We start from the raw sequence: 12,716 nt of genomic DNA, 5'->3' as shown, positions 1-12,716 counted from the left end.
GTTCCACCATCATGCACTGCGCTCCGCCACGCCCTTGCGCTGGAACAGCTCGCGGAACACCGGATAGATTTCGCGCCGGTGATGCACCTTGCGCATCACGAAATTACGGTTGGCCTCGCTGACCGGCGCATAGGCCTGCCACAGGCCGGTCATCGTCCCCACCGTCTCGATATCGGCAAATTCCTCCCGTCCGACCTCCAGATAGGCGACATATTGCGAAATGGGCAAGATTTCATCGTTCATCAGGCTCACGACCCGGCCATTGTCCGACTGCATCGTGTCGCCGTCCGAAGCCTGCGCGACATAGATGTTCCAGTCGTCCGGCCGGTAGCGTTCCTTGACCACTTCCATCAGCTTGTCGAGCGCGCTCGAAACCAGCGTCCCGCCCGTCACCGTGCTGTAGAAGAAGGTCTGCTCGTCAACCTCCGCCGCCCGGTCGGTATGGTGGATGAACACCACCTCCACATGCTCGTAGCAGCGCGTCAGGAACAGGTGCAGCAGCGCGAAGAAGCGCTTGGCCAGATCCTTCATATGCTCCGTCATGGATCCGGAAACGTCCATCAGGCAGAACATCACCGCCTGCGCGACCGGCTTGGGCACCGTCTCGAACCGGCGATAGCGCAGGTCGACCGGATCGATATAAGCGATGAGGTTGCGGCGGCGGATGATGTGCGACCGCTCCTCCCGCAACGCCTCCAGCCGCACCGCATCGTCGGGCAAAGGCGGATCGCGCGCCTCGATCAGCGCGATTTCCGCCTCGACCTTCTCCAGATCCGCGCCCTTGGGCCGCCGCAGCGCGATACGGCGCGACATCGCCCTTTGCATGGTGCGCGGCACGGAAAGGTTGGAAGGATTGCCGACCACCGAATAGCCCGCCCGCCTGATCCCGTCGACCGCCCCGCCGATCAGCCGCCGCTTGGCAAGGTCGGGCAGTTCCAGATCGTCGAGGAACAGGCCCAGAAACTCCTCGCGGCTGAGGGCGAACTGGAAATCGTCATTCCCCTCGCCTTGCCCGGCCTGCGATCCCGCGCCCTGACCGCCGTCGGGCCGCTTGATCTTGTCGCCTTCCATATAGTCGTGATTGCCGGGGAAGACGCGCTCGCGATTGCCGCCCTGCGCGGCGCGGTGCAGCGTCGGTTCATGGATCGCGTCGCGCTGGATGGTGATCTGGCCTTCCTTGTCCAGATCCTTGATGCTCCGGTCCTTCAGGCTGTCGCGCACCGCCTGTTGCACATAAGCTCTCGCCCTTCGCAGGAAGCGCTGCCTGTTGACCAGGCTCTTGCCTCCCGGATTCAGCCGTCTGTCGACTATGTGCATGAGGCCTTGGGCACCTCCGCGTAAACCATCAACCCGCCTGCTTGACCCGGATATACCATTCGACAAGCCGCCGGACCTGCCGCTCAGTATAGCCTCTTTCGATCATCCGCGCGACGAATTCGTCATGCTTGGTCGCGGTCTCGCCATCCTTCTTCGACCCGAAGCTGATGACCGGCAGCAGATCCTCGACCTGGCTGAACATCCGCTTCTCGATCACCTCGCGGATCTTCTCGTAGCTGGTCCAGCTCGGATTGCGCCCGTCATTGCTGGCCCGCATGCGCAGCGCGAATTTCACCACCTCGTTGCGGAAATCCTTGGGATTGGCGATGCCCGCGGGCTTTTCGGTCTTGGACAGTTCCTGGTTGATGACCTCCCGGTCCAGCAGCTGCCCGGTGTCCGGGTCCTTGAAGTCCAGATCCTCGATCCACGCATCGGCATAGGCGACATAGCGGTCGAAAAGATTCTGGCCATAATCATGGTAGGATTCCAGATAGGCCTTCTGGATCTCATTGCCGATGAACTCGGCGTAGCGCGGGGCCAGTTCGCCTTTGATGAACTCCAGATAGCGGGCCTCGACCTCGGCCGGGAACTGTTCCTGCCGCACCATGCCTTCCAGCACATACATGAGGTGGACGGGGTCGGCCGCGATCTCGATCGTGTCATGGTTGAAGGTCGCCGACAGCGCCTTGAAGGCGAAGCGGGTCGAAATGCCCGACATGCCCTCGTCCACGCCCGCCGCGTCGCGATATTCCTGCAGGCTTTTCGCCCGCGGATCGATCTCCCGCAGCATTTCGCCGTCATAGACGCGCATCTTGGAGTAGAGATTGCTGTTCTCATGCTCCCGCAGCCGCGTCAGCACCGAAAAACGCGCCAGCATGTCGAGCGTCCCCGGCGCGCAGGGCGCCTTGCTGAGGTCGGATTCCCTCAGCAATTTCTCATAGACGTGCCGTTCTTCGGTCGCCTGCAGACTATAGGGCACCTTGATGACATAGATACGGTCGATGAAAGCTTCATTATTCTTGTTGTTCTTGAAATTCGCCCATTCCGATTCATTGGAATGCGCCATGATGATCCCGGTATAGGGAATGGCGCCGATATTCTCCGTGCCGATATAATTGCCCTCCTGCGTCGCGGTCAGCAACGGGTGGAGCATCTTGATCGGCGCCTTGAACATCTCGACGAATTCCAGCATCCCCTGGTTGGCCCGGTTGAGGCCGCCCGAATAGCTGTAGGCGTCGGGATCATTCTGCGAGAGCATCTCCAGCTTGCGGATGTCGACCTTGCCGACCAGCGAGCTGATATCCTGGTTGTTCTCGTCGCCCGGCTCGGTCTTGGCGATCGCGACTTGGCGCATGCGCGAGGGCATCATGCGGATGACCTTGAACTGAGACAGGTCGCCGCCGAACTCGTCCAGCCGCTTGCGACACCAGGGGCTGATCATGCCGGTCAGCCGCCGCCGGGGAATCGCATAATTCTGCTCGATGAAGTCGCCATGCTGCTCCGCATCGAACAGCGCCAGCGGGCTCTCGAAGATCGGGCTGATCTCGTCTCCCGCCTTCAGCACATAGATGGGATGGACCTCCATCAGCGCCTTCAGCCGTTCAGCGAGGGAGGATTTGCCGCCGCCTACCGGACCCAGCAGATAGAGGATCTGCTTGCGCTCCTCCAGCCCCTGGGACGCATGGCGCAGGAAGCTGACGATATGTTCGATCGTCCCTTCCATGCCGTAGAAGTTGGTGAAGCTCTTGTAGCGGCGGATCGTCCGGTTCATGAAGATCCGGCCCAGCCGCTGATCGCGCGACGTATCGATGATCTCCGGCTCGCCGATCGCGGCCAGCAGCCGCTCGGCGGCGGACGCGTGCATCAATGGATCGTTGCGACATCCCAGCAGATAGTCTTCGATGGACATTTCGGCCTGGCGCCGATCGTCGAACTTCCGCGTGAAGCTGGAAAACAGCTCATTCTTCGTCACTGGCGACTCCCGCTAAAGTAGCCGTGCAAGTCAATATAGCCCCTTACGGACTGTAAAAACAGTGCAATAGAGGAAGGATAGTCTAAAAAATCTGAACCTTTCCAAAAATTCATCTGAAAATGTCCGCAAGATGAACGCAAGTCTACTCGCCGGCGATGCAAGAGCATTTCCGGCACAGGCACGACTGATCATTGTTCGGGTGACGACATCAGGCGTCACGCCGCGGTCGTGCAACATCAAATCAGCGCGACGTCCCCCGCCGCGATAGTGGCATAGTGTCACCTGAGGCCGTCAGAGGGAAGAGGGTAATGGAGAAATCGTCCGGCCCGGCCTTAAGTTCCCTCACGGGCTGTTCGGAAATGCGCTGAAAAGCGGATTTTCGTGCGGCAGCGGCCGTCTCCCGTCACCCGGCCACGCACAGGATATGGCCGTCGGGCGGCTGGGTGGGGGGAGAAGCCGGCACCGCCAGGCGCCGAAAGGTGCGATCTTCGAGCCGACTCTCAACCCTTCATGTCGATCGTGGCGATCAGCCCGCCTCCGGTGGCGTTGGCCAGCCGCACCGCCCCCTCGAAACTCAGCGCCAGCGACCGGGCGATGGTCAGGCCGATGCCGGTTCCGGGCCGTCCGCCGGGCTGACTCGCGGCGCCGCGGGTGAAGGGTTCGAACATCTGGTCCAGTTGGCCGGGCGGAATGCCCGGACCATGATCCCGCACCTCGATCAGCACATGACCCGCCTGCCGTGCGCAGCTAATGTCGGCACTGCCGCCATATTTGACCGCATTGGTGACAAGGTTGCTGATGCAGCGGGTCAGCGCATTGGGCTTGACCCGCACGGTGCCGCCGCACCCCTTCAGGAACCGCACCGGCGCGCCCAGATCCTGCGCGTCCTCGGTCATGCTGATCAGCAGCGAATCGATGTCGATCACCGACCAGTCTTCCTGCGATTCGGTGCTTTCCGCCAGATCCAGCCCCTCGCGCACCAGCGTCATCATCGCCTGGTGATCCTGCAGCAACCGGGTCCGCAACTCCTCATTCTCGACCAGTTCCAGCCGCAGCCGCAGCCGCGTGAGGGGCGTCTGGAGATCATGGCTGATCGCCGCCAGCAACTGGGTCCGTTCGGCAAAGCCCGCGCGTACCCGGCGCTGCATCAGGTTGAAGGTGGAGAGCGCGGCGCGCACCTCCTCCGGCCCGCGCTCGGGGATTTCCTCCGGATCGATCGACACCGAAAAGGCTTCGGCCGCCTGCTCCAGCCGGCGCAACGGCTTGGAGACGAAACGCGCGACGATGATCGCCAGGCCCGCCGAAGACAGCAGGATCAGCAGCAGATAGACCGGATTGGCGAGGTTGCTGGGCGGCTTGACCAGCCGGGGCAGATACAGCGCCAGCGACCGCCGCTCGCCCATCAAGTCGGTGAAGCGCACGATCCAGCAATCGGGCCGGGGTGCGCCGATCAGCCCGGCCGCGCGATTGTTCGGATCGGCCTTGCTGGGACCGAAGCAAAGGCCGATCGGCACCTGCCCCGCCTCCGGATTGGAATGCGGGCCGAAACGGTCCCTGAGCGCCGCCGCCAGCGCCGGGTCCGGCTCCGTCAGGGCGATCCCGCCGGGCGCGATCCGGGCGCCCATGATCTGCTGGTCGCTCAGCATCGCCTGGATCCGGACGGGATCATGACTCAGGCGCTGCGCTATGTCCGCCGCGCTCGCCACCACGCGCTGCAGCCGCCAGCGCTCGAAATCGAGATGGCGGGTCTGTTCGGCGACCACCAGCGCCAGCACCGCCGCCGTCGTCATGCCGACCGTCAGCAGCAGGAAAATCTGGCCCACCAGCGACCGGAAGAAGCTGCGCGCCCGCGCGACCACCGGTATGATCATGCCCGTATCATTCGTAGATCACCGTGCTGGCCAGCACATAGCCCTCGCCGCGCACCGTCAGGATCAGCCCTTCTCCGCCCGGACTTCCGGCCAGCTTCTGCCGAAGCCGGCTGACCTGCAGGTCGATGGACCGGTCGAACGCCGCCGTCGCCCGCCGCTCCGGCACCAGCGTCTCGCGCGACAGGACGACATTGGGTTCCTCGATGAAGCGCGACAGCAGCCGGAACTCCGCCGACGACAGCATGATCAGGCGGTCGTCCCCCGCGATCAGCCGCCGCTGGAACAGGTCCAGCCTCCAGGAACCGAACCGGGCGATCCGCGCCGCCTTCTGCTGCGCCTTCTCGGCGCTCCGCGACCGGCGCAACAGGTTGCGGATACGCACCAGCAGCTCGCGCGGCTCGAAGGGCTTGGTCAGATAATCGTCCGCGCCCAGTTCCAGCCCCAGCACCCGGTCGATGGCGCCACCCCGGGCGGTGACCATGATGATCTGCACCCCGCTGCCCTGCGACCGCAATTCCCGGCACAGCGACAGGCCGTCCCCGTCGGGCAGGTTGAGGTCCAGCACGATCAGGTCGACCGGCTGCACCGCCATCGCCGCGCCCAGTTCGGCAAGGCTGCCCGCCGACAGGACGTCATAATGTTCCTGCGCGAGCTGGCCGACGATCAGGCTCCGGATATCTTCGTCATCATCGACAACAATCACGCGGGGCTGGCGGGACGACAGTTCGGGCATGAACGCTTCCTAGAGCATTTTCGAAGCAGGTGGCATCACCTGCTGGCTCGGAAAATGCGGAAAACCAAGGCAAGTGGAGCATGGTCCGATTCAGCTGGATCGGACCATGCCCTAGCCGCTTTTCCCCGGCAAGTCTTGGCTCGAACGCCGCTACGATACAGAGCGATACAATCCGCTACACAATGATCCAGCCGGACAATAAGTCGCACTAGCGTGCTACGCGCCAAGCGGGGATGAGGGCAGGGTCGGCCTCATGCGATGGCGCCGACCTTCGCCCGGCGCGTCCCTCCCCTCCCCCTGCGCCGGGCGAAGACCCTTTTTCCTCGATCGGGATACGCGTTTCGACATGCCCAGCCGTTTCACCATCCTCCGGTCCGCCCCCGTCATGCTCTGCGTCATGACCGCCGCCTGCGGCCACAGGGAAGCGCCGAAAAAGGGACCGGTGGAGGTCGGCGTGGTGACGCTGACGGCCCGCAATGTCACCGTCTCCACCGAATTGCCCGGCCGCACCGCCTCCACCATGATGTCGGAGGTTCGCCCCCAGGTCGCCGGGGTGGTCCAGAAACGGCTGTTCACCGAAGGCTCCTATGTCCGGGCCGGGCAGCCGCTCTACCAGATCGATCCCTCCCTCTACCGCGCATCGCGTGACGAGGCGCAGGCGACCCTCGCCAGCGCGCAGGCGACCGCCGCCGCCGCCCAGGCCAAGGCCAACCGCTATCGCACCCTGGGAACCAGCGAAGCGGTCAGCGCGCAGGACCGCGACGATGTCATCGCCACCGCCCGCCAGGCGAGCGCCGCCGTGCAACAGGCCCGCGCGACGCTCCAGACGGCGGGCATCAACCTCAATTTCACCCAGGTCCGCGCCCCGATCAGCGGGCGCATCGGCCGTTCCTCGGTGACGCCCGGCGCGCTGGTCACAGCCAGCCAGACGACCGCGCTCGCCACCATCCAGCAGCTCGACCCGATCTTCGTCGACATCACCCAGTCCAGCGCCAAGGTGCTGGAACTGCGCCGTGCTCTCGCCGCCGGCAAGGCGCTCCCCGCCAGCGCCAGCATCCGCCTCAAACTGGACGACGGCACCGACTATCCGCTGGAAGGCCGGATCGAGTTCGCGGAGCCGATCGTCGATCCCAACAGCGGAACCATCACCCTGCGGGCGCGCTTCGCCAATCCCGACGGCCTGCTGCTGCCCGGCATGTTCGTGCGCGTGGTCGCCCCGCAGTCGGTGGTCCCCAACGCGATATTGGCGCCCCAGACGGGCATCAGCCGCGATCCCAAGGGCAATGCGACCGCCCTCGTCGTGAACCGCGCGAACAAGGTCGAACGGCGCATCGTCACCGCCGCGCAGGCGATCGGCGACGCATGGCTGATCACCAGCGGGCTGAAGCCGGGCGACCGGCTGATCGTGGAGGGCACGGACAAGGTGCAGCCCGACGACAGCGTCAAGCCAGTCCCCGTCCAGTCCGGCCCCGTTCAGTCCGGCCCCGCCCAGCAACCGGCGAAATAGGGGGAGCCGGACCTTGCTCAGTCGCTTTTTCATCGAACGGCCGATCTTCGCCTGGGTCATCGCCATCGGCATCATGCTGGGCGGCCTGGGCGCGATGTTGACATTGCCGATCGCGCAATATCCCGACATCGCACCGCCTTCGGTCGGCATCAGCGCCAATTATCCGGGCGCATCGGCGGACACCGTCGAAACCAGCGTCACGCAGGTCATCGAACAGCAGCTGACCGGCATTGACGGCCTCCTCTATTTCTCCTCCTCCTCGACCGCCAACGGCCAGGCGCGGATCACCGTCACCTTCAAGAAGGGCACCGATCCGGACACCGCGCAGGTGCAGGTGCAGAACAAGGTGCAGCAGGCCCTCAGCCGCCTGCCCAATGCGGTGCAGCAACAGGGCCTGACCGTTACCAAGTCGCAGACCGACTTCCTGATGCTGGTGGGCATCTACGACAGGACGGACACGGCTTCGCAGGCCGACATCGCCGACTATCTGGTCAACAATTTCCAGGATCCGATCGCCCGCATCGACGGCATCGGCTCCTCGCAGATCTTCGGCTCGCAATATGCGATGCGGATCTGGCTCGACCCCTACAAGCTTGCCACCGTCAAGCTGATGCCTTCGGATATCGCGACCGCGATCTCGGCCCAGAATGTGGAGGTTTCGGCCGGACAGATCGGCGCCGATCCCGCCCCCCCCGGCCAGCAGATCAACGCGACCGTCACGTCCCGCTCGCGCCTGCAAACCCCCGAACAGTTCCGCAACATCATCGTCAAGACGCAGTCGGACGGTTCGGTCGTGCATCTCTCGGATGTAGCGCGGGTCGAGCTTGGCAATGAAAGCTACACCTCCTCGGCCAATCTCAACGGCCACCCGGCCTCGGGCATCGCGCTTCAGCTCGCGCCGGGCGCCGATGCGCTCAAGACCGCGGAACTGGTGAAGGCGAAGGTCGCCGAACTGTCGGCCAATCTGCCCCATGGCTATGCCGTCACCTATCCGCGCGACACCACTCCCTTCATCAAGCTGTCGGTCGAAGAGGTCATCCAGACGCTGATCGAAGCGGTCGGGCTGGTCGTCGTCGTGATGTTCCTGTTCCTGCAAAGCTGGCGCGCAACGCTGGTGCCCGCCATCGCCGTGCCGGTGGTGCTGCTCGGCACGTTCGGCGTGCTGGCGCTGTTCGGCTATTCGATCAACACGCTGACGCTGTTCGGCATGGTGCTGGCGATCGGCCTGCTGGTCGACGACGCCATCGTGGTGGTGGAGAATGTCGAACGGCTCATGGAGCAGGAGGGGCTTTCGCCTCGCGACGCCACGATCAAGTCGATGGAGGAAATCGGCAGCGCGCTGGTGGGCATCGCGCTGGTCCTCTCCGCCGTGCTCCTGCCGATGGCCTTTTTCGGCGGGTCCACCGGCGTCATCTACCGGCAATTCTCGATCACCATCGTCTCCTCGATGCTGCTCTCGGTGCTGGTCGCCCTCATCCTGTCGCCCGCGCTCTGCGCCACGATCCTCAAGCCGATCGCGCAGGAACATCGCGACAGCGGCTGGCACGGCAGGTTCAACCGCTGGTTCGAACGGGTGACGCATGGCTATATGCGCCGGCTGGAACGCTTCATCGGGCGGCGCACAGCCTTCTGGGTCGGCTATGTGCTGGTCCTCGGCCTGCTCTGGCTGCTGTTCGTCCGCCTGCCCACCAGCTTCCTGCCGGTGGAGGATCAGGGACAGGTGATGGTGCAGGTCACGCTGCCCGCGGGCGCCAAATCCTCCCGCACCTCGGCCGCTCTCGAACAGATCCAGAATTATTTCCTGAACGATGAGAAGGACAATGTCGCCTTCATCTTCGTGGCCCAGGGCTTCAGCTTCGCCGGACAGGGCGAGAATACGGCCCAGGGCTTCATCGCCCTCACGCCCTGGGACCAGCGCAAGGGCGCCACCAACGGCGCGACCGGCATTGCCAACCGCGCGACCAAGAAGCTGGCCGCCATCCGCGACGCGAAGGCGCTGGCGATGACGCCGCCCGCCATTCGCGGCCTGGGCCAGTCCAACGGCTTCACCTTCGAACTGCTCAACACCGGGGGTCTCAGCCGCGAACGCTTCCTGGAACTGCGCAACCAGTTGCTCAAGGCCGCGGGCGACGATCCCAAGCTGGCGGGCGTCCGCGCCGCCACGCTGGAGGACACGCCCCAGCTCAAGGTCGATATCGATTCCGAAAAGCTGGCCGTGCTGGGCCTGACGCAAAGCGATGTCGACAATGTGCTGAGCTCCGCCTGGGGCAGCCGCTATATCAACGATTTCGTCGACCGTGGCCGGGTGAAGCGCGTCTATATGCAGGCCGACGCCCCGTTCCGCGCCCTGCCCAACGATCTCGACAACTGGCAGGTGCGCAGCAGCTCGACCGGCGAAATGGTGCCCTTCTCCGCCTTCGCCACCAGCCACTGGACCATGGGGCCGACCACGCTGGCGCGCTTCAACGGCCTGTCCTCCTACGAAATTCAGGGCCAGTCGGCTCCCGGTTCCAGTTCGGGCGAGGCGATGGACGAAATGGTCAAGCTCCAGAAACAGCTCGCCCCCGGCACCGGCTATGCCTGGAGCGGCCTGTCCTATCAGGAACAGCTTTCCGGCGGGCAGGCGCCCCTGCTCTACGGCCTGTCGGTGCTGGTGGTCTTCCTCTGCCTCGCCGCGCTGTATGAAAGCTGGTCGATCCCGCTCGCGGTGCTGCTGGTGATCCCGCTCGGCCTGGTCGGCGCGGTGCTGGCGGTGACGCTGCGGGGGCTGGAAAACAACATCTATTTCCAGGTCGGCCTGCTCACCACCATGGGCCTGGCCGCGAAGAACGCGATCCTGATCGTGGAGTTCGCCGAACTCGCCTGGCTTCAGGGCAAGGATGCCTATGCTGCCGCGATCGAGGCCGCGCGCCTGCGCTTCCGCCCGATCCTGATGACGTCGCTCGCCTTCATCGCGGGCGTCATCCCGCTCGCCATCGCCACCGGCGCGGGCGCGCAGAGCCGCGTCGCCATCGGCACGGCGGTGGTGGGCGGCATGCTCACTGCGACCGTCCTCGCCATCTTCTACGTCCCCCTCTTCTTCCTGACGATCATGCGCATCTTCAACCGCAAGGATACGCCGCCCGCCGCCAGCCCCCCCGCAACGGAGCTTCCGGCATGAAGCGCGCCCTCCTCCTCGCGTCGCTGACCGGCCTGTCGGCCTGCAACATGGCGCCGCATTATGTCCGCCCGGCGCCGCCCGTGCCGGCCAGCTTCCCCGCCGGTCCGGCCTATGCGCCAGCCGCGGCCACGGAAAAGCCGGGCCTGCCCTGGACCGCGCTGATCGCCGACCAACGGTTGCGGACGGTGATCGACCGGGCGCTCGCCAACAACCGGGACCTGCGCGCCGCGCTCGCCAATGTGCAATCGGCCCGCGCCCAATATCGGGTCCAGCGCGCCGCCCAGCTTCCCGCCGTGACCGGGGCAGCCGCCGCCAGCTTTTCCCGTCAGGACGACAGTCGCCAGAACAGCTACAGCGCCGACATCGGCTTCAGCGCCTTCGAGCTCGACCTGTTCGGCCGGGTGAAGAATCTCAGCCGGGCGGCGCTCGAAACCTATCTCGCGACGGAAGAGGGCGCACGCGCCACCCGCATCACCCTGATCGCGGAAACGGCGACGGCCTACGCCACGCTCGCCGCCGATCAGCAATTGCTGGCGCTGTCCCGCCAGACCCTCGCCAGCGCCGAACGCTCGCTCTCGCTCACCCGGTCGCTCAACCAGGCGGGCCTTGTGGGCAAGCTCGACGTCCATCAGGCGGAAACCACGGTGGAACAGGCGCGCAGCGATATCGCCGCCAATACGACCCAGGTGGCGCAGGACCGCAACGCCCTCGACCTGCTCGCCGGTGCGCCGGTGGAAGACGCGCTGCTGCCGCAGTCGCTGGACGCGCTGACCGGCAGCATCGCGAAGGTGCCCGCGGGCCTCTCCTCGGACATATTGCTCCAGCGCCCCGATGTGCTGCAGGCCGAACATCAGCTCAAGGCCGCCAATGCCGATATCGGCGCGGCCCGCGCGGCCATGTTCCCGAAGATCAGCCTGACGGCGGCGATCGGCGTCGCCAGCTCGGCGCTGTCCTCGCTCTTCACCGGCGGCGGCTTCGCCTGGTCGGCCGCTCCTTCGGCCAGCATGCCGATCTTCGGCGGCGCCGCGCGCGGCAATCTCGACTATAGCAAGGCGCAGCGAGACCTCACCCTCGCCCAATATGAAAAGGCGATCCAGACCGCCTTTCAGGAAGTATCCGACGCCCTCGCCCGCGAAGGCACGATCGACGACCAGCAGGCCGCCCAGCAACGGCTGGTGGTGGCCAGCCAGCGCAGCTATGCGCTCGCCGACGAGCGCTACCGGGCGGGGATCGACACTTTCCTCAACAGCCTGACCAGCCAGCGCAGCCTCTACAACGCCCAGCAAAGCGCGATCGCGACGGAACTGGCGCTGGTCCGCAACCGCATCCTCCTCTATCGCGTGATCGGCGCCGATTTCGCGAACGGCTGATGGAATAAGACAGTCGGGATGGGTGATGGGGTCGTCTAATCGCAGCCTCTTTTGCAAGCAGATTTTGAGCTGATCGTATGCCGAGTTCAGGGTCGTCTTCGCGGTCAGCATGAGCTGCCGCACGGTGGGTCTTCGGCGGACGGAACTTTCCAATGTGGACGGCGCACTCGGTAGAAGCCGGTGCATCCCATCAAGCGGAATGGTTCAGCCCACGTCCCGGCAGGGACGATCTGCTCGCCGGCGGCCTGCCGGCGAAGATGCTACGCTGGAGCGGTCCCGGTCCTGTCAAACAGTTCGCCTGACTTGAGCATGGCATGCATCACGACGGCAAGCTTCCTTGCCACGGCGACGGCAGCGCGCTTGAAGCCCACGCGTTCGCGAAGTTTCATGCCCCAGTCTCGCAGGGTGCTTTCAGCCGAGCTACGAGTCAGCATGACGCAGGCTGCTTCGTAAAGAAGATTCCGTACCTGATGATCGCCTCGCCTTGAGATATGTCCGTTGTAGTCGACCTGACCGGATTGGTATCGACGAGTGGTGAGGCCGAGCCAGGCACCGACGGATCGCGACTTCTGAAAGTTGGCTGGGTCTTCAATGGCGGTGGCAAAGGCGGTTGCGGTGACGACCCCGACTCCTGGGATGGACATGAGCAGCTGGCAAGCCTCGTTCTGGCGTGCATCGCCGATCAGACGGCGGGTTAACTCGGCAGCGCGTAGGCGTACGCTACGCCAAGCCTCGAGCAGCGGCATGATGATTTTGGCTAGATCTGAGCTGTCATTGAGCCTGGCG

General features: G+C 64.8%; 8 protein-coding genes. 3 read left to right on the top strand and 5 right to left on the bottom strand.

All coding sequences use genetic code 11. The features are described from left to right. Positions 1 to 9: 9 nt before the first annotated feature. The 4 genes from MJ601_RS16115 to MJ601_RS16100 all read right to left on the bottom strand — a co-directional run bounded on the left by MJ601_RS16115 (position 10) and on the right by MJ601_RS16100 (position 5,893). Positions 10 to 1,317, bottom strand: a complete 1,308-nt coding sequence (locus MJ601_RS16115) for a YeaH/YhbH family protein (RefSeq protein ID WP_242128246.1) — start codon at positions 1,315 to 1,317, stop codon at positions 10 to 12. 28 nt (positions 1,318 to 1,345) lie between these two features. Next, the gene (locus tag MJ601_RS16110; protein WP_348635591.1) at positions 1,346 to 3,289 is read right to left on the bottom strand and encodes a PrkA family serine protein kinase; all 1,944 of its coding nucleotides are present in this window, start codon (positions 3,287 to 3,289) and stop codon (positions 1,346 to 1,348) included. A gap of 500 nt (positions 3,290 to 3,789) precedes the next feature. Then, the gene (locus MJ601_RS16105; RefSeq protein WP_242128244.1) at positions 3,790 to 5,160 is read right to left on the bottom strand and encodes an ATP-binding protein; all 1,371 of its coding nucleotides are present in this window, start codon (positions 5,158 to 5,160) and stop codon (positions 3,790 to 3,792) included. Between the two features lie 7 nt (positions 5,161 to 5,167). After that, positions 5,168 to 5,893 carry a response regulator transcription factor gene (locus MJ601_RS16100; RefSeq protein ID WP_242128242.1) on the bottom strand — a complete coding sequence of 242 codons (726 nt, stop codon included), beginning with the start codon at positions 5,891 to 5,893 and terminating at the stop codon, positions 5,168 to 5,170. A 346-nt stretch (positions 5,894 to 6,239) separates the two neighbouring features. On the opposite strand from MJ601_RS16100, the gene MJ601_RS16095 reads away from it, so the two are divergent. The 3 genes from MJ601_RS16095 to MJ601_RS16085 are packed head-to-tail and all read left to right on the top strand — an operon-like array spanning position 6,240 to position 11,930. Further along, complete coding sequence (locus MJ601_RS16095; RefSeq protein ID WP_242128240.1) at positions 6,240 to 7,400, top strand: efflux RND transporter periplasmic adaptor subunit; 1,161 nt, start codon at positions 6,240 to 6,242, stop codon at positions 7,398 to 7,400. A 13-nt stretch (positions 7,401 to 7,413) separates the two neighbouring features. Next, complete coding sequence (locus tag MJ601_RS16090) at positions 7,414 to 10,560, top strand: efflux RND transporter permease subunit (RefSeq protein ID WP_281061350.1); 3,147 nt, start codon at positions 7,414 to 7,416, stop codon at positions 10,558 to 10,560. Then, entirely contained in the window at positions 10,557 to 11,930 is a 1,374-nt protein-coding gene (locus tag MJ601_RS16085) for an efflux transporter outer membrane subunit (RefSeq protein ID WP_242128239.1), read from the top strand. Before MJ601_RS16090 ends, MJ601_RS16085 begins: the two co-directional genes overlap by 4 nt. Before the next feature lie 260 nt (positions 11,931 to 12,190). Here MJ601_RS16085 and MJ601_RS16080 read toward each other — a convergent pair. Further along, positions 12,191 to 12,716, bottom strand: a 526-nt coding sequence (locus MJ601_RS16080) for an IS110 family RNA-guided transposase (protein WP_242128237.1), incomplete at its 5' end; no start/stop codon positions are given.

Origin of the sequence: Sphingobium trunci (assembly GCF_022664535.1) — a bacterium.
Lineage (GTDB): Bacteria > Pseudomonadota > Alphaproteobacteria > Sphingomonadales > Sphingomonadaceae > Sphingobium.
This window is presented reverse-complemented; position numbering and strand designations above follow the sequence as displayed.

What these genes read in the sequence shown, in the direction of transcription:
- MJ601_RS16115 (WP_242128246.1), bottom strand. Translation starts at nt 1,317, where the DNA reads ATGCACATAGTCGACAGACGGCTGAATCCGGGAGGCAAGAGCCTGGTC.
- MJ601_RS16105 (WP_242128244.1), bottom strand. Translation starts at nt 5,160, where the DNA reads ATGATCATACCGGTGGTCGCGCGGGCGCGCAGCTTCTTCCGGTCGCTG.
- MJ601_RS16100 (WP_242128242.1), bottom strand. Translation starts at nt 5,893, where the DNA reads ATGCCCGAACTGTCGTCCCGCCAGCCCCGCGTGATTGTTGTCGATGAT.
- MJ601_RS16095 (WP_242128240.1), top strand. Translation starts at nt 6,240, where the DNA reads ATGCCCAGCCGTTTCACCATCCTCCGGTCCGCCCCCGTCATGCTCTGC.
- MJ601_RS16085 (WP_242128239.1), top strand. Translation starts at nt 10,557, where the DNA reads ATGAAGCGCGCCCTCCTCCTCGCGTCGCTGACCGGCCTGTCGGCCTGC.